The 19,044-nt window shown below is 55.8% G+C and carries 13 protein-coding genes; 8 read left to right on the plus strand and 5 right to left on the minus strand.

Annotated elements, in window-relative coordinates:
- Nucleotides 1–2: 2 nt before the first annotated feature.
- Entirely contained in the window at nt 3–1,355 is a 1,353-nt protein-coding gene (locus AACQ95_RS09190) for an APC family permease (protein WP_043134350.1), read from the plus strand.
- Nucleotides 1,356–1,458: 103 nt separating this feature from the next.
- On the opposite strand, the gene AACQ95_RS09195 is transcribed toward AACQ95_RS09190, so the two are convergent.
- Nucleotides 1,459–1,839: a hypothetical protein gene (locus AACQ95_RS09195; RefSeq protein WP_043134353.1), complete on the minus strand. Its 381-nt coding sequence runs from the start codon at nt 1,837–1,839 to the stop codon at nt 1,459–1,461.
- 284 nt (nt 1,840–2,123) lie between these two features.
- On the opposite strand from AACQ95_RS09195, the gene AACQ95_RS09200 reads away from it, so the two are divergent.
- From AACQ95_RS09200 to AACQ95_RS09225, 6 genes are all read left to right on the plus strand, one after another.
- The gene (locus tag AACQ95_RS09200) at nt 2,124–3,278 is read left to right on the plus strand and encodes a Na/Pi cotransporter family protein (RefSeq protein WP_241278399.1); all 1,155 of its coding nucleotides are present in this window, start codon (nt 2,124–2,126) and stop codon (nt 3,276–3,278) included.
- A 139-nt stretch (nt 3,279–3,417) separates the two neighbouring features.
- Nucleotides 3,418–3,888, plus strand: a complete 471-nt coding sequence (locus tag AACQ95_RS09205) for an FKBP-type peptidyl-prolyl cis-trans isomerase (protein WP_241278400.1) — start codon at nt 3,418–3,420, stop codon at nt 3,886–3,888.
- A gap of 512 nt (nt 3,889–4,400) precedes the next feature.
- Nucleotides 4,401–5,168 carry a DODA-type extradiol aromatic ring-opening family dioxygenase gene (locus AACQ95_RS09210; RefSeq protein ID WP_241278401.1) on the plus strand — a complete coding sequence of 256 codons (768 nt, stop codon included), beginning with the start codon at nt 4,401–4,403 and terminating at the stop codon, nt 5,166–5,168.
- Between the two features lie 236 nt (nt 5,169–5,404).
- On the plus strand, nt 5,405–10,309 hold the full coding sequence (locus tag AACQ95_RS09215) for a PAS domain S-box protein (RefSeq protein WP_241278402.1): 4,905 nt from the start codon (nt 5,405–5,407) through the stop codon (nt 10,307–10,309).
- On the plus strand, nt 10,306–11,238 hold the full coding sequence (locus tag AACQ95_RS09220) for a diguanylate cyclase (RefSeq protein ID WP_339357892.1): 933 nt from the start codon (nt 10,306–10,308) through the stop codon (nt 11,236–11,238). The genes AACQ95_RS09215 and AACQ95_RS09220 overlap by 4 nt, the downstream gene beginning before the upstream one ends.
- 103 nt (nt 11,239–11,341) lie before the next feature.
- Complete coding sequence (locus AACQ95_RS09225) at nt 11,342–12,019, plus strand: Crp/Fnr family transcriptional regulator (protein ID WP_111588126.1); 678 nt, start codon at nt 11,342–11,344, stop codon at nt 12,017–12,019.
- A 68-nt stretch (nt 12,020–12,087) separates the two neighbouring features.
- Here AACQ95_RS09225 and tsgA read toward each other — a convergent pair whose 3' ends face one another.
- The 4 genes from tsgA to AACQ95_RS09245 all read right to left on the minus strand — a co-directional run bounded on the left by tsgA (nt 12,088) and on the right by AACQ95_RS09245 (nt 15,538).
- The gene (tsgA, locus tag AACQ95_RS09230) at nt 12,088–13,251 is read right to left on the minus strand and encodes an MFS transporter TsgA (protein ID WP_241278404.1); all 1,164 of its coding nucleotides are present in this window, start codon (nt 13,249–13,251) and stop codon (nt 12,088–12,090) included.
- 54 nt (nt 13,252–13,305) lie between these two features.
- A complete protein-coding gene (deoD, locus tag AACQ95_RS09235; protein ID WP_065401553.1) occupies nt 13,306–14,007 on the minus strand; it encodes a purine-nucleoside phosphorylase in 702 nt (233 codons plus the stop codon).
- A 331-nt stretch (nt 14,008–14,338) separates the two neighbouring features.
- Nucleotides 14,339–14,920, minus strand: coding sequence for a DUF1349 domain-containing protein (locus AACQ95_RS09240; RefSeq protein ID WP_241278405.1), 582 nt, complete (start codon nt 14,918–14,920; stop codon nt 14,339–14,341).
- A 231-nt stretch (nt 14,921–15,151) separates the two neighbouring features.
- A complete protein-coding gene (locus AACQ95_RS09245) occupies nt 15,152–15,538 on the minus strand; it encodes a hypothetical protein (RefSeq protein WP_241278406.1) in 387 nt (128 codons plus the stop codon).
- A 565-nt stretch (nt 15,539–16,103) separates the two neighbouring features.
- Here AACQ95_RS09245 and AACQ95_RS09250 point away from each other — a divergent pair.
- Nucleotides 16,104–19,043: a hypothetical protein gene (locus AACQ95_RS09250; protein WP_241278407.1), complete on the plus strand. Its 2,940-nt coding sequence runs from the start codon at nt 16,104–16,106 to the stop codon at nt 19,041–19,043.
- The last annotated feature ends 1 nt before the right edge of the window (nt 19,044 follow it).

Here is a 19,044-nt window from a genome sequence, read left to right on the forward strand (position 1 = left end):
GAATGAGCCAGCAGCAACCCGTTCGTCTGAAGAAAACCCTCAGCATGTGGCAGGTGGTGGTGATGGGCCTCGCCTATCTGACCCCCATGGCCGTGTTCGATACCTTCGCCATCGTCGGTGACATCACCGAGGGCCGGGTCGCCACCGCCTATCTGCTGGCGCTGGGCGGCATACTGCTGACCGCGTTCAGCTATGGCCATCTGGTGCGCAAGTTCCCCTCTGCGGGCTCTGCCTATACCTATGCCCAGAAGGTGTTCAACCCCTACGTCGGTTTCATGGTGGGCTGGTCTTCCCTGCTCGACTACATGTTCATGCCGATGATCAACATCCTCTTGGCCAAGATCTACCTGACCGCCATGTTCCCGGGTGTCGACCCCTGGATCTTCATCTTCGGTCTGGTGACGGTAATGACCTTCCTCAACCTGCGCGGCATCAACCTGGTGGCCAACTTCAATGGCCTGATAGTGGTGATCCAGCTGGCCATCATCACCCTCTTCATCGGTCTGATGGGCTGGGGCATCTATCACGGCGAAGGCGCGGCAACCCTGATGAGCAGCCGGCCGTTCCACTTCGAATCCGCCAGCGTGGTGCCGCTGTTTACCGGTGCCACCATCCTCTGCTTCTCGTTCCTCGGCTTCGACGGTCTGAGCTCGCTCAGTGAAGAGACCCCGAACGCCGGCAAGGTGATACCGCGCGCCATAGTGCTGACCGCGCTCATCGGCGGCGTCATCTTCGTGGTGGTCTCCTACTGCCTGCAGCTCTACTTCCCGGATCTGGCCCGTTTCAAGGAGCCCGATGCCGTGCTGCCCGAGATCGCCCTCTACGTCGGCGGCGCCTTCTTCCAGAGCGTGGTGCTGGTGTGCACCACGGTCGCCGTGCTGGCCTCCGGCATGGCGGCGCACGCAGGGGTATCGCGCATCCTCTACGTGATGGGGCGCGATCGCATGATCCCGGAGCGGGTGTTTGGCTATATCCACCCGAAATACCGCACCCCGGCCATCAACGTGCTGATGGTGGGCGGCCTGGCCCTCTCCGCCGTATCGTTCGATCTGGATACCGCGCTGGCGCTGGTGAACTTCGGTGCCCTGGTGGCCTTCACCTTCGTCAACCTGTCGGTCATAGGCCAGTTCTGGGTACGCGAGAAGCGCAACAAGAGCATCAAGGATCACCTGCTCTACCTGCTGCTGCCGCTGCTCGGCGCCGCCACTATCGGGGCGCTCTGGATTAACCTGGAGCAGAGCTCGCTGGAGCTGGGCCTGATCTGGGCGGGTCTCGGGGTAACCTACCTGTTCCTGCGCCTCGCCGTGTTCCGCATTCCATTCCGTCAGTACGAAGAGACTGCCGACTCCCAATAAGGGACCGAGCCACACAGCAAGAAAGCAGAAGGGGAGCCATGGCTCCCCTTCTTGTTTTCACCCAGCCAGCGCCGGCCTGCCATGCCCGCAGCTGGCCGGCTGATCAGCCCTGGTTGATCACGGCGGTGGCGGCCGCCTTGAGCGGATCCTTGGCTACCGCCTTCACATCCTGCTGGGTCTGCTTGAGCTGCTGCCCGGCCTGGTTGACCTTGTGCTGGGTCGCCTTCACATCGCTCTTGCCCTCTTTGAGGCCGGCGGTCTTCTTGTCCAGCACGTCAGTGGTGTTCTTCTTCACTTCCGCCTTGGCTTTCTCTTTCTGCTGGCGCACCAGCTTGTCGGTGTCACAGTTGCCCTTGACCCCCAGGGTCGCATTGAGCGCCTCGTTCTTGACGGCCTTGTCGAGGTTGCACTCGGACTTGAACACGCTGGCCTGCGCACCGGCAGACAGCAGACCCAGGGAAAGACACAGTACCCATGCTCGCATAACAACATCACTCTCGTTGAGGGAAGGAAAGGAGGCCAGCATATAACCCTGACTCCCGGGTGCAAGCACCTGGGCCCGCACGCCGCCAAACGGGCCAAAATCGGCTCCGGCTCCGACACCGGTTGTCCGCCATGGGCGGCGATACGCCCCTCGTTACCCCGCGAACGGCACCCTGCCGCCATGTCATCAAACCATCATAAAAGTGTCACTTTGTCATATTTCTGTCATGGAGCCTTGGTCTAATGCGCCCGTCCATTTTCACGCAGACTGTCCCAAGAGGCTTCATGCACAGCACCCCATCTTTCGCACAACAGCAGACCCGTCGTCCCGGCCCACTGTTCAACTGGCTCGCTGTCATCACCCTGATCTACCTGATCCTGGTGGCCGTCGGCGCCGTCTCCCACGGCTTCAAGGGCTTCTCCGGCGGCGCCGAGGGCGCGGCCCAGATCTTCGCCTTCGCGAGCAACCCCTTCGTCGCCCTGCTGCTCGGCATACTGGCCACGGCGCTGGTGCAATCGTCCAGCACTGTCACCTCGGTGATCGTCGGTCTGGTGGCCGGCGGCCTGCCCATCGGCATGGCCATCCCCATGGTGATGGGGGCGAACCTCGGCACCACCATCACCAACACCATAGTCTCCATGGGCCATATCCGGGACAGGGCCGAGTTTCGCCGCGCCTTCGCCGCCGCCACAGTCCACGACTTCTTCAACCTGCTGGCGGTGTTCATCTTCCTGCCGCTGGAGCTGATGTTCGGCCTGCTGCAAAAGAGCGCCGAGGCGCTGGCCAACCTGCTGGTGGGCTCCGCCGACATCTCGATGCAGGGGATGGATTTCATGAAGCCCCTCATCTCCCCCGCCCTCACCTTCATCGACGGCCTGGTCGCCTTCCTGCCGGGCAAGGGCGGCGCCATCGCCACCATCCTCATCGGCATACTGCTGATCCTCGGTTGCGTCACCTGGCTCGGCAAAGTGCTGCAACGGGTGCTGGTGGGGCGTGCCCGGGATCTGCTGCACAAGGCGCTGGGCCGTGGTCCGCTGACCGGCATCGCCTCCGGCACCCTGGTCACCGTCATGGTGCAATCCTCCTCCACCACCACCAGCCTGATGATACCGCTGGCGGGGAGCGGCCTGTTCAGCACCCGTCAGCTCTACCCCTTCACCCTGGGCGCCAATATAGGCACCACCATCACGGCCCTGCTGGCGGCCACCGCCATCAGCGGCGCCGGGGCCAAGCTGGCGCTGACCATAGCCCTGGTGCACGTGCTGTTCAACCTGTTCGCCGTGGCGCTCATCTATGGCGTGCCCTTCCTGCGCGAGTTGCCGGTGCGGGCCGCCGAGGGGCTGGCCCGGGTGGGCAGCGAGAACAAGCTGCTGGCGCTGGGTTACGTGGCGGGCCTCTTCTTCGCCCTGCCCGCCCTGATGATGGTGGCGGCGAAGTAATCCGCCCTCATGGGGCGAGGGGGCCGGTTCCTGGCCCCCTCGTCGTCTGTCTGCTGCGTCACATCCTCCCGCGTCCCGACTCGCCCTCCCTCCCCGACTGGGATAAGATGCCGCCTTCATTGCATTTAAGGAAAAACTGATGAAATTCATTCTGATCGCGCTGCTGGTTGCCGGTGTCGCCTACTACTTCTACTCGAGCAGCAACAACAAAAAGCTGGCACAAGACAATGTGCGCAAGGGCGCCGAGTTCCTCGCCAGCAACAAAGACAAACCCCTGGTGACCACCACGGCCTCCGGCCTGCAGTACGAGGTGCTGACCCCGGGCAGCGGCACGGTTCACCCCACCGCCACCAGCAAGGTGAAAGTGCACTACGAGGGCAAGCTGCTGGACGGCACAGTGTTCGACAGCTCGGTCGCCCGTGGCGAGCCCATCGAGTTTGGCCTCAATCAGGTGATCGCCGGCTGGACCGAAGGGGTACAGCTGATGGTGGAAGGTGAGAAGACCCGCTTCTACATCCCCGCCAATCTGGCTTATGGCGACCGTGCTGCTGGCAAGATACCGCCGGGATCCGTGCTGATCTTTGACGTTGAGCTGCTGGGTATCCAATAAGCAGGCTTATGCCAATCGCGCCGCTGGCAAGATCCCACTGAACGCCCGTGCAGACCTTCGACGTTGAGCTGCTGGGTATTCAATAAGCAGGCTTATACCAATCGCGCCGCTGGCAAGATCCCACTGAGCGCCCGTGCTGATCTTCAACGTTGAGCTGCTGGGTATTCAATAAGCAGGCTTATGCCAATCGTGCCGCTGGCAAGATCCCACTGAGCGCCCGTGCTGATCTTCAACGTTGAGTTGCTGGGCATCCAGTAAGTCCGTCCCTCGACAGCGCCTTATGACAAGGCCAGCGCACTGCGCTGGCCTTGTTGTTTCTGCTTGTCTGCGGCCCAGCCTTGTCACGCCAACCACTGTTACTATCAACCAATGGTGAACAGTGCTTATACATAGCGCTAGATTGTTAACCTTGCATCCCAGGCAGATAATGACCCCATCGTCAGTGGCCCGACGCCCTGACCCCGGTTTCGGGTACGCAATGCGTACCGACACAGCTTATATGGAGTCTTGTCATGTCTATCGCCCCCGTCTGGTTTATCTCTCACGGCGCTCCGGATCTGGTTCTGCGCGACCAGCCGGCCACCCACTTCCTGAAAACATTGCGCCTTGGCGATATCAAGGGACTGGTGGTGATCTCGGCACACTGGTTCAGCCGCACCGACCTGCAGATCAACGTCGAGCCCAATCCGGCGCTCATGTATGACTTCTACGGTTTTCCGGAGCCGCTCTACCATATTCGCTGGCCGGCAACGAGTCCGCTGTGGTTGCAGGAGGCGGTAGGCGATCAGCTGATGCTGGCGGGCTTGCCGGCTACACAGGTGCGCCGCGAGCTGGATCACGGCGTCTGGTCGCCGCTCTCCCTGATGGATCCGGCAAGCGAGATCCCCCTGGTGCAGATCTCCATTCCGGCCAGTTTCAGCCCAGCCCAGCTATGGCAACTGGGGGAAGCACTGCAGAGCCTGCGCGAACAGGGGATAGGCATACTGGCCTCCGGCGCTATTACCCACAACCTGCGGGCTCTCGGGCCGGACAACTCGCCCGTCCCCGGCTGGGCCAGCGATTTTGTGAACTGGCTGGAGCAGACAATGAGCGAGGGTGACAGGCCCGCGCTGGAAGAGTACAGAACGCGCGCCCCGGGAGCGGTGGAAGCACACCCCCATGACGATCACCTGCGCCCGCTGTTTGTGGCCCTGGGGGCCGCCGGCCAGGACAAGCCCCACAAGCTGCACGACAGCTGGGATGGCGGCAGCCTCTATATGGGCTCTTACCGGTTTGCATGACCGGATGCAGGCCGCTTCTCAGCAACCTCTGCTCTGAGCGGAAGGTGGCGATTGGTATTAAGCTATGTTGAAACCCATTTGATACCATCTTCTAACCAGACACGGGCACCACTCTCCGCGCCCTTGTCTCTAAATGCTGGATATTAAGTTTTACTTCCAATGAGTTAACGTTACTCTGGCTGACAAGGCCGAGCGCACATGTCTGGTGCGTTCCAGTGAAGCAGGGAGGCTTCCACGTGAGCAATCACCACCCCTTTTTTATCTTGAACAGGAGTGCGATCCTGATCTTATGCCTCGGCCTTCTGCTCTCCCTGCTTGGCGCAATTCTCCTCCAATACAACAATGACAAGCAGGCTCAGGTGGCCATCGCCGCCACCACGGAAGACATCGCTGACACCATAAAGACCCGGATAGAGCTTTATCAATATGGGCTGAGGGGGGTACGTGGTGCGATTTTAACCGCTGGCGAACATGACTTCAGTCATCAGGACTTCGTTCGCTATAGCCTGACCCGAGACGTGGACAAAGAATTTCCCGGCGCTCGCGGCTTCGGGTTTATCAGACGGGTCAGCAATGCCGACCTCGATAACTTCATCAACTACGTCCAGAAGGATGGGCGGCCAGGTTTCACCATTCAACAGCTGTCGGCCTATCACGGTGAGCATTTCATCATCCAATACATAGAGCCGGAATCCCGTAATCAGGCGGCAATCGGACTGGACATTGCCTCCGAAACGTCACGTCGCGAGGCCGCACTCTCTGCCATTCGCAGTGGTGAAGTCAGACTGACCGCCCCTATTACCTTGATTCAAGCCACGGGCAAGCCATTGCAGTCCTTTCTGATCATGATGCCTATCTATCGCACCGTGACCACACCCGCCACCAGCAATGAGCGGGAAAAAGCAGGGTTTGGCTGGAGTTACGCCCCTCTACTGACAGAGGAGGTGCTAGGCGCCTTGCATCTGGAAAGCGACACCTTTCACATCAGCCTCAGTGATATCACTGCAACGCAACAGGCAAAGCCCTTCTACACCAGCGCCCTCACCCAAGAATCAAACAATCCTCATCATATCGTCATGACACACACCACCGAGCGGAACATTTATGGCCGCCTCTGGCTGATTTCCCTCAATGCTCACGCCCTCTATCTGACCCGACTCCAGCAGACCTCACCGTTAATCATATTGTTCACCGGCGGCATCATCACCCTGCTGACCATGCTGGTCTTCCGCATGCGGGCTATTGGTCAGCAACAGCGCCTCAGGGTCATTGAAAACCAGGCCAAGTTGGCAGCCATTGTTGCCAGCGCCAGCGATGGCATCATCGCCAAGACACCGAATGGCATCCTCGTGAGCTGGAACAAGGGGGCAGAAGATCTGTTTGGTTACTCGGCCGAGGAGGCCCTAGAGCACAGCAGTGCTGAACTGTTCGGTACCCGTGATGATGACGCCAACGAGAAAGCCCTTCTGGCAAGCGTTGGGCAGGGGCAAAAGATCCCCAGCTTCCACACCCGCCGTCAGCACAAAGACGGACACATGCTGGATCTGTCCATCTCCATCTCCCCCATTTATGACAACCGGGGCAAGATAGTCGGTATCTCAGAAACCATCAGGGACATCACGGCGCAGAAGAAGGCAGAGGAGCAAATACTGGTGCTCAATGCCAATCTGGAGAATCAGGTCGCGGAGCGTACGGCTGAACTGAGCAAGATCAATGTGTTATTGAGCAATGTGCTGCGTTCAGCCTCTGCCATCTCCATCATAGCGACCGACCTTGAGGGCACCATCACACTATTCAATGAAGGGGCAGAAAGACTCCTTGGCTACCGTGCCGACGAGGTCGTCGGTACGCAGACACCGGGCATTTTTCACGTTCGTGATGAGGTGATGGCACGCGGTACCGAACTGAGCAGTGAGTATGGCCAGCAAATCGGCGGCTTCCAGGTGTTCATCTATAAACCTGAGCGGGATGGGGCCGAGAGCCGGGAATGGACCTATGTGCGCAAGAATGGCACACGTTTCCCCGTAACCCTGGTGATCACGGCCATCCGCGATGCACAGGGCGAAAGCCGTGGCTATCTGGGCATAGGGCTGGATATAACCCAGAGCAAGGCGGCCGAGAAAAAGCTGGCAGAGAGCCTTGAAATCACTAGAGCCATCCTGGATACGGCGGTCAATCCCATCCTGACCATAGATCAAGAGGGCATCATTCAGTCCCTCAACCCAGCCGGACAGAGCACCTTCGGCTATCAGTCACAAGAAGCCCAGGGCAAGCGGATTGAAGATTTGTTGAAAGCAACGGATAACGCCGAGACAGATGTCCCATTTTTTCATTCATTCACTCAGATCAATCTGGCCAGCATCATGAGCAAGGAGTTTATTGGTCTGCGGCATGATGGGTCCGAGTTCCCCCTGCAAATGTCAATTGGGATGATGCAAGCCGCGGGTTCCACCATGTTCGTCTGCATCATCACCGACATGACCCAGCAGTTGGCACAACGCAAGGAGATCCTGTCGACCCGTGATCAGTTGCAAATGGCTGCAGAGGTGGCCGAACTGGGGATCTGGTCCTGGGATCTTGAGACCAACGCCCTGATCTGGAGCGACCGCATGTTCGAGATCTATGACCTGCCGTTGGCACTCAGAAATGAGGGGCTCGATTATCAGCACTGGGCGAGCCGGGTACATCCGGACGATGTGGCGGCCACTACCGACAGCCTGCAACGGGCCGTGGCCGGGACCGGGGTTTATGACCCCGTGTTCAGGGTAACATTATCCAGTGGTGAACAGCGTGTGATACAAGCTGGCGCAAAGGTGGAGAGAGACAGCACAGGCAAGGCCCTTCGCGTCATAGGTTTCAACCGAGACATTACGGCCCAGACCGAGCTGGAGTCACGCCTGCTCTATGCCAAGGAGCAGGCCGATGCGGCCAGTCAGACCAAGTCTTCTTTCCTGGCCAACATGAGTCATGAGATACGCACTCCGCTCAATGCCGTGCTGGGTATGTTGCAACTGATCCAATACACAGACCTGACCTCTCGCCAACTTGATTATGTGGTCAAGGCACACTCGGCAGCCAAATCCCTGCTGGGCCTACTTAACGACATTCTCGACTACTCGAAGATCGAGGCCAGCAAGTTGCAGCTCGATTTGCATGCCTTTGACATCGAAAGCCTGATGCGTGATCTGGCCATAGTGTTGGATGGCAACCAAAGTCAGAAGCAGATCGACGTCATGTTTGATATCGACCCCCGCCTGCCCAATCACCTCATTGGTGACAGCATGCGGTTGCAACAGGTCCTGACCAACCTGGCGGGCAATGCCCTCAAGTTCACCCTCAAGGGGCATGTGATCATCAAAGTAGCGCTGCTGGCCCATCATGAGCAGGCTGTGACCCTGCGCATGTCTGTGACCGACAGTGGCATCGGGATCAGCCCCCACCAGCTGGAACGCATCTTTGAAAGCTTCACCCAGGCCGAGACCTCTACCAGCCGCCGTTTTGGCGGATCCGGGCTGGGGCTGGTTATCTGCAAGCGCCTCATCACCCTGATGGGAGGGGAGCTGCAGGTCGAAAGCGAGCCGGGGCGTGGCAGTCACTTCTGGTTTGACATCACACTGGCACAGGCCGAATCCCAGTCAATCAAAGAGGCCTGCCACGGTCTGGACCCCTCGTTGAAGATCCTGGTTGCCGATGACAGTGAGATGGCAACAGAGCTGCTGCAACGCACTCTGTCGTTATTGGGGTGGCAGGCAGAGTGTGTTCACTCCGGTGAAGATGCGATACGGCGGGTCAGCGAGGCTCACGATCAGGGACATCCCTTTGACATTGTCCTGATGGATTGGCGCATGCCGGATATGGATGGACTGAGCGCCGCCGCACGGATCCAACAGCAGGCAGCGTTGCATCCTGCGCCCAAGATCATCATGATCACCGCCTATGGCCACGAGATACTTACCGAGTCTCACCAGTCAGGTGTTACCCCCTTCACCAGCCTGCTGACCAAACCGGTGACGCCAAAACAGCTGGCAGACACCATTTATCAGGCGATCCATGGGCGCGACACCACCCCAAGCGGGCCAATGCAGCATACCCGGCGGCTGAGCGGCCTTCACTTGCTGGTGGTGGAAGACAATATTCTCAATCGCCAGGTTGCCTTCGAGCTGCTTGGCTGCGAGGGTGCCCGGGTACAACTTGCCGAGTGCGGGCGGGATGGCGTGACCATGGTATTGCAGCAAAACCCTGCTTTTGACGCCGTGCTGATCGATATGCAAATGCCGGATATCGACGGACTGGAAGCGACACGTCAGATCCGTGCCCATCCACAGTTTACCAATCTGCCCATCATCGCCATGACCGCCAATGTATCGGAAACGGATCGCCAACTCTGCCTGGCCGCCGGCATGAATGAGCACGTGGGTAAACCCATCGCCCTGGAACCGCTGGTCTCGACCTTGCTGGTACAAACCGGCAGGGTAGCGACCGCCACACAGGCCCCGACCTTGGTAGAAACACCCGATACGGGTGAGGCCCTGTTAGAGGCCGAGTCCATCATACGCCAGCGCTTTGATGACGATATCGAACTGCTACACCGGATCCTGAGCCTGTTCGGTCCGGACCTGGCGGAACAGCTGGTCGCCTTGAACCAGGCCATTACGACCGGACAAGTCAAAGAGGTTTGCGCCACACTGCATGCCATCAAGGGCAGCGCCAGTACCATGGGGGCCAGCAGACTGGCTGCCCAGGCCAGAGAACAGGAGCAAACCCTGCTGCACGCAGACGAGCAGCAGGCCAGGCAAATCTTGAACGACGAAAGCTGGTTCATTCAGTTGCAAGAGACCGCCTGGCTCAGCACTGAACGGCTGAACCGGACCTTCACCTCCCCGCTGCTGCGCCCCCTCCAGACACAGGCTGATGCCCTGCCACTCGCCGAGTGGCAGGCAGCCATGCAGGAGATCATGAGCTTGCTGGAGAGTGGCAATCTGGAGGCTGTCGAGTTGGCTGACGCGCTCGGGCGCAAGACGCCACCGCATCTGGGCACCACATTCAGTCAATTCGCCACCCTGATCGACAATCTGGACTTCACCGCTGCCCTCACCCTATGGCACACACTGTTGAATCTTCAGCCACGGAGCCCGCACTGATGCCCTGGAACCTGCCCATCACCCGCCGCCCCAAGTTGCTGATTGTTGATGATCAGGCGATCAACATACGGTTACTGCACCAACTCTTTCGCGAGGAGTGCGACGTCTTCATGGCAACCAGCGGGGAACAGGCCATCGCGCTTTGTCACAACCTGATGCCAGACCTCATACTGCTGGATGTCATCATGGCAGGTCTGAGCGGTCACGAAGTCTGCCTGCGACTCAAGGAGGATCCCGATACCCAGAGCATTCCCATTATTTTCATCACGGCCCAGCAGGAAGAGACCGATGAGGAGTATGGTCTGGCACTCGGTGCAGTTGATTTCATCAGCAAGCCCATCAGCCCCAACATTGTCAGGGCCAGAGTCAAGGCCCACCTGACCCTGAAAATGCAGGGGGACTTGCTACGCAATCTCGCCATGCTGGACGGCCTCACCGGCATACCAAACCGGCGCCAGTTCGATGATGGTCTAGCGCTGCAGTGGCGCCAGGGTTGTCGTGACCGCACGCCACTCTCCCTCATCATGCTCGATGTCGATTATTTCAAACGCTACAACGACCACTATGGCCATCAGGCCGGAGATCAATGTCTGCAAGCCATCGCATCAGTACTGGCCGAACGGGTGGGCAGGCCACACGACCTGGTGGCTCGCTACGGCGGCGAGGAGTTTGCATGCATACTGCCCAACACCCCCTTGGCCAGTGCAGTCCATATCGCCGAAAGCATGTGCGTCGCCGTGCGCGAGCTGGCCATCGAGCACCTCGCCTCGGACGTAGCCAAGGTGGTCACCATCTCCCTGGGCGTCGTCACCCGCATACCCACTCTGGCAAGTTCGCCACAGCAGTTGCTTGAGGCCGCAGATCGCCAGCTCTACCAAGCCAAGGAGGCGGGACGCGCCAGAGTCGTCGTCGACAACAGCAGTGAATAGGCTGATCTCGTTGAGCAGGGGCCGGGTCTGTTTGGCAGTGCTGGAATCGGGCCTGGCTAACGTGCTGTAATAGCCGCTTATTTTCAGCAGGCGCACGCACTTCATGCAACTCAAACCCCTTCTCAAGGGGCGCTTCCAGCCCCACTGGCAAGCCGGCCACGATCTCATCGAACAGGTGGTCAGCTCCTGCATCATGGAGCGGCGCCTTATTTCCGAGGGGGAGCCTCTGATGCGCCAGGGGGAGCCGTTGCGGGATCTGGTGCTGGTGCCAAACGGCCGCATCGCCATGGGCCACACCGCCATGAACGGCCGCCGCTTTCAACTCGGCACCCTGGAGTGCGACAACCAGCTGTTTGGCGAGATGGAGTTCTTCACCGGCTATCGCTGCCAGCTCGACATCATGGCCGAGGAGCCGCTTCAGGTGGCTCGCATCGACGGCGAACGGCTGGAGCAGGCGCTGGTCGCCCACCCCAAGGTGGCGCTCTTCTTCGCCACAGCGATTGCCATCGACTATCAGGACACAGTGGATATCTTCACCTGCCGCATGCTCTACCCCATCAGCTACAACATCGCCCTCGACCTCTATCACAGCCACTGTCACCACAACCCGGTGAGCGGCTTTCGCAAGGGGTATCAGGAGGCGGAACGCTTCGGCACCACGGACCGCGTCTACCGACGGGCAGTAAAGGAGCTGATGGATCAGGGATTGGTGGAGCGCGGTGAAGAGGGGTTGCAGATCCGCGATCTGGCGGGGCTCAAGGGGTTTCTCGAACAGCCATAACCACCCAGCCCAACACAAAATAAAAAAGGGGCGGTCGATACCGCCCCTCTTGTTATTCACTCCCCAACTCAGGCCAGACAGGGCTGGGGCCGGGCGATGCGCAGCGAGGCCACCAGCATGGCGAGGATCAGGCCGTAGATCAGCGGGATGGCGTACATCACTGCCTGCAAGCCGATCACCTGCTCCAGCAGGGCGCTGATGGCCGGGCTGAACATGGCCCCCGCGCTGCCACTGATAAGGATATAGGAGACGTTCTTGCTCGATGCCTGGCGCACAAACGACACCCCGTAGGCGATAAAGGCGTTGTAGAGCGCGGCGCAGACAAAGCCGTAACCATAGGTGAGGTAAGGCAGCTGGCTCAGGTTGTCGGTGGTAACGATCAAGGTCGTCATCCCCATCGCCAGGGTGATGATCACCAGCAGGAAGGTGCGGATCGGAATGCGGGTCACGATAGCGGTCGAGACCAGGGCGCCGAGCAGGGCCGCCGTCCAGTACTGGGTGATGATGTTGCCCGCCTCCTCGAAGGGGATGCCGAACTTGTTCTTCACGAACATGGGCGCCCAGGTGAGGAAGGTGTAAAGCGCCAACATGCCGAGAAAGAGCCCCAAGCCGCCGCTGATGATGCCAAGGTTCCACTCCGAGTGCTCGTTACCGGCGCTCTCGCCCCCCGCCTCGCAGCTGCGAAAATTGGTCAGCACCGCCACCAGCATGGTGGCCAGCGCCACCACGCCCACCGCCAGATAGCTCCAGCTCCACGCCATGGCGTGGGTCAGGGTGTAAGTGGTGATGAGCGGGAAGACCACCCCGGCCACGTTGAAGGTAGCATCCTGCACCACCAGCATGGTGCTCTGCATCCGCGCCTTCCAGACGCTCACCACCAGGGTTCCCGCAATGCAGAGCCCCACCCCGCCACACAGGCCAATCACCGTCATGGCCGCCATAACCACATAGAGGGAACCGGTCAGATGGAGCGAGGCCGCCGCCAGCGCGATCAGGCCGTAGCAGAGCAGCGTCATCCGCTTGAGGCCCACCTTCTCGATGAGGAAGAAGGCGGCAATGGTGCCCGCCAGCGCCCCGCCGTTGAGCAGGGAGAAGATGGAGGCCACCTGATTGACATCGGCGCCAAACTTGGCGGCGATGGGTTCGATCAGCATGCCGAACTGGGTCGCAAAACCGGCCATCACGAAGTTGGCCAGGAAGCTGATGGCAGTGAGGGAGAGCTTATTGTTCATATTGGATCTCTCATAAGGTACAGGGTGCGGGCAGGGCTGGCTGAGCGGCAGCGCTTACAGCGCGGTATGCAGCGCCAGCTCGATCATCTGGTTGAAGGAGAGCTGCCGCTCTTCGGCCGTAGTCTCTTCACCGGTCAGGCAGTGGTCGGAGACAGTCAGGATGGCGAGCGCCTCGATCCCCTGCTGGTGGGCCAGCCCGTAGAGACCGGCCACCTCCATGTCGATGCCGAGCACGCCGAACTTCTCCAGCGCCGGAATGAGGTTTTCGTCCGGATCGTAATAGAGGTCACCGGTGAAGATATTGCCCACCTTGACCGGAATCGACTTCTCCTGCGCCTTGGTGAACGCCTTGTGCAGCAGGGAAAAATCGGCCGAGGTCGCCATCTGATAGCCGGCGCTGCGCTTGGCATTGGTGGGGGAGTCGGTGCCCGCCGCCTGCGCCAGGATCACATCGCGCATCTGCACGTGGCGCTGGGTCGCCCCCAGACTGCCGATACGGATGATGCGCTTGACCCCGAAGTCGTTCACCAGCTCGTGGGCGTAGAGCACCATGGAGGGGATCCCCATGCCGTGGCCCATCACAGAGATGCGCTGGCCGTTGTAGTAGCCGGTATAGCCCAGCATGTTGCGTACATTGGTCACCTCGCGCGCATCGGTCAGAAAGGTCTCGGCGATATAGCGGGCCCGCAGCGGATCCCCCGGCATGATAACGGTCTCGGCGAAATCGCCCGGGTTGGCATTGATATGAGCTGTCATTGTTGTTGTGCTCCAGTTTGACTCGTGTGGATGAGCGCATCCTAGCCCCCGCCCGGCCTCCCCTTGCAGGACAAAAGTCCTGTTACCCCGATCGAGATCCCAGTTCCGGCAACTTGTTGTCTGCTGCATTGCGTGCTGCATGCTTTTCGACGTTGCTTGCTACGGCTTGCCCGCCACAGTCACCCGCCATTCCTGACGCGCTGGGCAACCGGCATAAAAAAGCGGGAGAGCGACTGCCCTCCCGCTGGATAGACCCTGCTACTGGCGCAACGGGCCGATGACATTGTTGGTTCTGCCGGTTAACGCTTTCACTGCGCCAACAAACGCTGACCTAGCTCAGGTCATGCAGCACCTTGCCAAGAGGAGCCGTGAGGCGCAGATCCGAGAAGCGCACCGCCAGCCCCTGCCGCTCCGGGGTGCAGCACATCACCCCGATAAAGCAGCGCTCGCTTGGCGGGAAAGGGGCGAGGCGCAGCAGCGGCCACACCTTGCCATCGGTGGAGTATTGCAAACGCAGGCAGTCGGCCAGCCGGGTCAGCCGCAGCCAGAAGCGGCGCGGATTGCCGGTGAAAATGCTGGTGGCCCAGTCAGAGCGCGGATTGGTGAGCACGCTGCCAATCATCGGCTGGGCATCGTTGTACTCGATCCCCGCTTTGAGCCAGTGCGCGTCGTCTTGCAGCAGCATCAGACCCGCCTGATCGTAGAGGGTGGTGAACTCCCCCTCGACGCAGACCTGAAAGGTAAACTCCCCCGCCACCTCACAACCATAGAGATGCCCGCTGTGGCGCTCGAAGCCATACCAGGTGCTGCGCCAAAAATCGGTCTGCTGGTCCGTCACCACCAGCAAGCCATCGCTGGTCAGGTGCCACTGGGCCGGTTCATTGAGCCAGCGCCATTCCGTCCCTTCCATCATCCTGCTCTGCTCCCTTTTATCCCGCGTAATCCCGCACAAATGTGGCTCGCCAACGCCTCGTCCGGTCACGACAGGTCATGGCTGCACCTCTGCGGAACCCATAAAAGGAGTCAATAGTGTCGCTATTGCCGCCCCAGTACAAGCCTAGTGCTCCGCTCCATTCGTCATTCCCGCCCCAAAAAGCACGGGGGCCTGATGGCCCCCGCTAGCATGCACTGTCAACCTGTCGGCTTATGCCGATTTGACGCACTTCTGGACAAAGCTGTTCTTGGCCGCGCCTGCCAGCTTCTTGTCAGCGGCAGCCTTCTCGCATTGGGCAGTCTTGTCGGTGGCCGCATCGGTTTTCACGCACTTCTGGATAAAGCTGTTTTTGGCGGCGCCAGCCAGCTTCTTGTCGGCGGCCGCCTTTTCGCACTGGGCTGCCTTGCCGTTGGCCGGTTCAGTAGCGGCAGCATCCTTGACGCACTTGCCGATAAAGCTGGTCTTGGCAGCGCCGTTCAGCTTCTTGGCTGCAGCCTGCGCCGCACACTGCAACTGGGCGCTATCTTGGGCAAAGGCCGTGCTGGTCAGCAGTACACCGCTGCAAAACAGGCCGAACAGGATGGCAATACGCTTCATATGACGTTCCTTATTGTGATGTATATGCAACTGCTGATTGTTGCCGCAGATCCCCCGCATCGCCAGCCAAGCGGCCGGAAGCCGGGCAACCATCGCCCGCACTATAACGCCGATTGGCAGCGCGGGATTGCCCCCAGCCAGCCTCCCCAACGGCACGCCAGCCCCACTCTTCCCCAACACGCCTGCCAACCCCAATAAAATCAAGGGCCATGAGAATCCCGTGCTCTGCCTCTGCGATTTCTTGAACTGGCGCATAAAACGCAGATATTCCTGATAGTTACGTCAATTTTTGACTGGTTTGCGTATGAGGCTTGGGCATATGCTGGTCATTCGGCGCCTACAGCACCATCCGGGCCCCACCCGCTGGCCGATGAAGCGCACTGGAAGCTGTAATCCAGGGGCGGTAGCGTGGGTTTCTATTCGCTACCGGTAAGGTAACAGAGATAGTAATTCTTTCAGAAAACTTAAAATTAGACAATTTTGCGATGTCATTAGCATTTCAACATCCTTTATACGCTCGATAAACATTTACATATACATCTCTTATAAAAGGCTTCTAATACATATGAATGAATTCCATACACCTAAAGTTTTTCGAACACCTAAAATATACCACCTCATATCAAAAATAAGGAATCCAGAAAAAAGAAACCTTCTGCGAGGATATATAATAAAGACAGACGTAGGCCCTATTGAAATAGATGAAATAAGAAGGGGTAACAATTTATATGATTGCGAATTAATAGGTGCAATCTTAAACAATTCAGATGGTCTTCTAGGTAGTGCTAGAAAAAAAACCAGTAGTGACTTATTTAAACTAACGTCAGTTTCCCCATTGGAATTTAAAAAGGAAATTCGTTACACCATTGGATATATTAACTCCGAACAGAATGATTCCGATGAAGTTCTTAAATTCATGGAAAAGCTATTACCATTAACTACAATGGATACGGACACAGCACTACAGATATTATTGGAATTTAGTGAAAGATATGGAGCATCCAATTTTTTATCATATAAGTTAGCATACGTAAGAAGTGCTAGAGAGTTAGAGCCGACATCTCTGGAGTTAATCACAAAAATAGAAGATAACATATGTCATAAAGAAAACACTGGATTACATTTTAGTGCACTTGAAAATTTGAGCCCTAAAATATCACTCTTCCAAGTAGCTCAAAGAAGAGGAAGTGCATTAATTGAGAAAACTGGTAGAGATATTAGAAAGTTCATAACTCTCAGTAATTTCATCCCAACCCCTTTAAATGATAGTGATATTGCTAGTTTTTTACTTAGAGCCACACAATCATGCCTTATCGATACAATTCACTCTGTGATAATAATTTTAAATCTCCAAAATGAATTTAAGTTAGCAGTTGACATTTTTGAGCAACATCTTGACAGGAACATTCTCGAAAAGATCCATCACTTAATTAATACATCGAATAAATGCATGGATACATGCATTGTCACAGAATATTACAAACAGCAGAATGAAGAACATGTTGACTCCCTAGATATCTATCGTACATCAGCCGCCTTTATAGAGTACCCAAGATATTCTACTTATAGGAATAATATGGACCGGGTTATTGGTGCTCGCCTACTTGCTGACTTTTTCGAAAACAAGGCTTATAAATTATCGGTTCCATTTTATGACAAATCGCTTTTATTATTACCGGACAACTCACCCCTGAAAGACAAACCTATTAATAGTATGGATGTCGTCTATAGAACATACTTGTTTTTACGGTTGATCAACGATAGGGCAAATTTATTAGAACTGTCAAAAGATGATGTTAAGTTTATTTTTGAAAACACTATTGAGTTGGAGACGCTTTTAAGCGAAGAGGAAATGAGGGCTATATATGACACAGCCCCACAAGAAACTAAAAGTTTAGTCGCAGTTCTAGCCCTTGCTTTATTTAGAAAGAAATCTATAGATCCTGACATAGACTTTGATTTTAGAACTGATTTTATTTGGCACGTGAATAGTGTACATAATGGTTCAATTTTAGATTTTATAAATTATCTACTTAACGACTCACCACAGATTGCAAGCTACATTGTTAGTTCACTAGATGAAGTAACCTTGGAAAAAATGTATACGTTAGTAACTAATGCTTCACAAGCAGCAGAGATACGCTGTGAGATATTAAGAGCTGTCGGCCAAAAACTAAATAGGATAGAGTACATCATTGAAGCTGACAGCATTACAACTCGCTCAAAAGTATCAAAGCTTCAAAAATATTTTGATAGCAGTCGAATGTATGTCGATAGTATCGCAATGAAAAAATGGCTAGATAGCAACCCTACCGTTTCAACTGAGCAATATAGGTCTCTTTTTCCAAGCATTGAAGCTAGAAGTAAACTTGGCGTGTTAGTCCTATTAATAAATACTCAAAGTGAACCACTAATATCACAAATTGCCAAAGACGCCTTTGAACAATTCTGTTTGAATACTGAATTTGGCATTCAATCATATTTAGGTCGCCGAATTAGACACAATACACTAGATGGTGTAACCATAGATACTGTAGACTCAGTACTGAGAAAAAATGAGTATCGTAATATAATGTCTAACATCGCCATGCGTAGAACTGTTGATGCTTGGATGAGCTCCTATAAATCAATAATAGACAAGCTAAGACGTGACCATCTTCAATTTAAACCAAGTGGATCACTTTTTAATTCAACACTAGATTTAAACGACTCAACGACCAAAGATAATATTAGGAAGCTATCCAATACACTGCAGACAGCCGGTAGTAGTGAGCTCCTAAATGATTTAATCATTTCATTTTGTTGGAGACAAATTACGCCCCAGCTTGAAAGTGCTGCAAGATTTATCAAAACAACTCTATTGAAAGAAGCTAACGCCTCTATAGAGAAATATTTTTCTAGTGATGGTCATCTTGAAGGACAAATAAAGGCTGAGCTTCATGAAGCAGTCAATGAGGTATTTAGGAAGGTCGCAGACTGGTTTCAAGTACCTCAAACAGGATTCATATCTGCATCAGTAAGAGATCTGTGCCAAATAATTCTCATCGATCTTAATAGGCAAAACTCAGTAGATTTTTTTGGAGAGGCCATTGATACTAAATACACTGGAATAAGCGTTCATAGACTATATGACTGCTTAGCAGTACTACTTCAAAATGCACATAAACATGGTGAGGATAACTCTCGAATATCTGTTGATATCAGCGTAATTAAAATAGATTCTGAAACGATACTGGAAGCTGTATCAATTAATATATCGTCTACGGTTTCCGAATCTATGTATATAGAGTCAAAACAACGAATACTAAATGCTATTAAGTCTGAAGAGACTGGTGTAGATATGGTTACCGAAGGATATTCTGGTATCAAAAAAATTAAATTCATCACGCGAACAAGTGAAGGTAATCATACAATAAGCTGTTCTGGTAACGATGAAACAAGGCAATTGAAACTAGGTTTTATTATGCATATGGAAACTGCAACTGATGACGTACATTCGGAGTAAT

Origin of the sequence: Aeromonas sp. MR19 (assembly GCF_963899305.1) — a bacterium.
GTDB classification, from domain to species: domain Bacteria; phylum Pseudomonadota; class Gammaproteobacteria; order Enterobacterales; family Aeromonadaceae; genus Aeromonas; species Aeromonas bestiarum.

Excerpts from the sequence above, each read along its gene's own strand:
- tsgA (WP_241278404.1), bottom strand. The coding sequence starts at position 13,251 with ATGAACAATAAGCTCTCCCTCACTGCCATCAGCTTCCTGGCCAACTTC.
- AACQ95_RS09250 (WP_241278407.1), top strand. The coding sequence starts at position 16,104 with ATGAATGAATTCCATACACCTAAAGTTTTTCGAACACCTAAAATATAC.
- AACQ95_RS09205 (WP_241278400.1), top strand. The coding sequence starts at position 3,418 with ATGAAATTCATTCTGATCGCGCTGCTGGTTGCCGGTGTCGCCTACTAC.
- AACQ95_RS09210 (WP_241278401.1), top strand. The coding sequence starts at position 4,401 with ATGTCTATCGCCCCCGTCTGGTTTATCTCTCACGGCGCTCCGGATCTG.
- AACQ95_RS09190 (WP_043134350.1), top strand. The coding sequence starts at position 3 with ATGAGCCAGCAGCAACCCGTTCGTCTGAAGAAAACCCTCAGCATGTGG.
- AACQ95_RS09245 (WP_241278406.1), bottom strand. The coding sequence starts at position 15,538 with ATGAAGCGTATTGCCATCCTGTTCGGCCTGTTTTGCAGCGGTGTACTG.
- AACQ95_RS09225 (WP_111588126.1), top strand. The coding sequence starts at position 11,342 with ATGCAACTCAAACCCCTTCTCAAGGGGCGCTTCCAGCCCCACTGGCAA.
- deoD (WP_065401553.1), bottom strand. The coding sequence starts at position 14,007 with ATGACAGCTCATATCAATGCCAACCCGGGCGATTTCGCCGAGACCGTT.
- AACQ95_RS09240 (WP_241278405.1), bottom strand. The coding sequence starts at position 14,920 with ATGATGGAAGGGACGGAATGGCGCTGGCTCAATGAACCGGCCCAGTGG.
- AACQ95_RS09195 (WP_043134353.1), bottom strand. The coding sequence starts at position 1,839 with ATGCGAGCATGGGTACTGTGTCTTTCCCTGGGTCTGCTGTCTGCCGGT.
- AACQ95_RS09200 (WP_241278399.1), top strand. The coding sequence starts at position 2,124 with ATGCACAGCACCCCATCTTTCGCACAACAGCAGACCCGTCGTCCCGGC.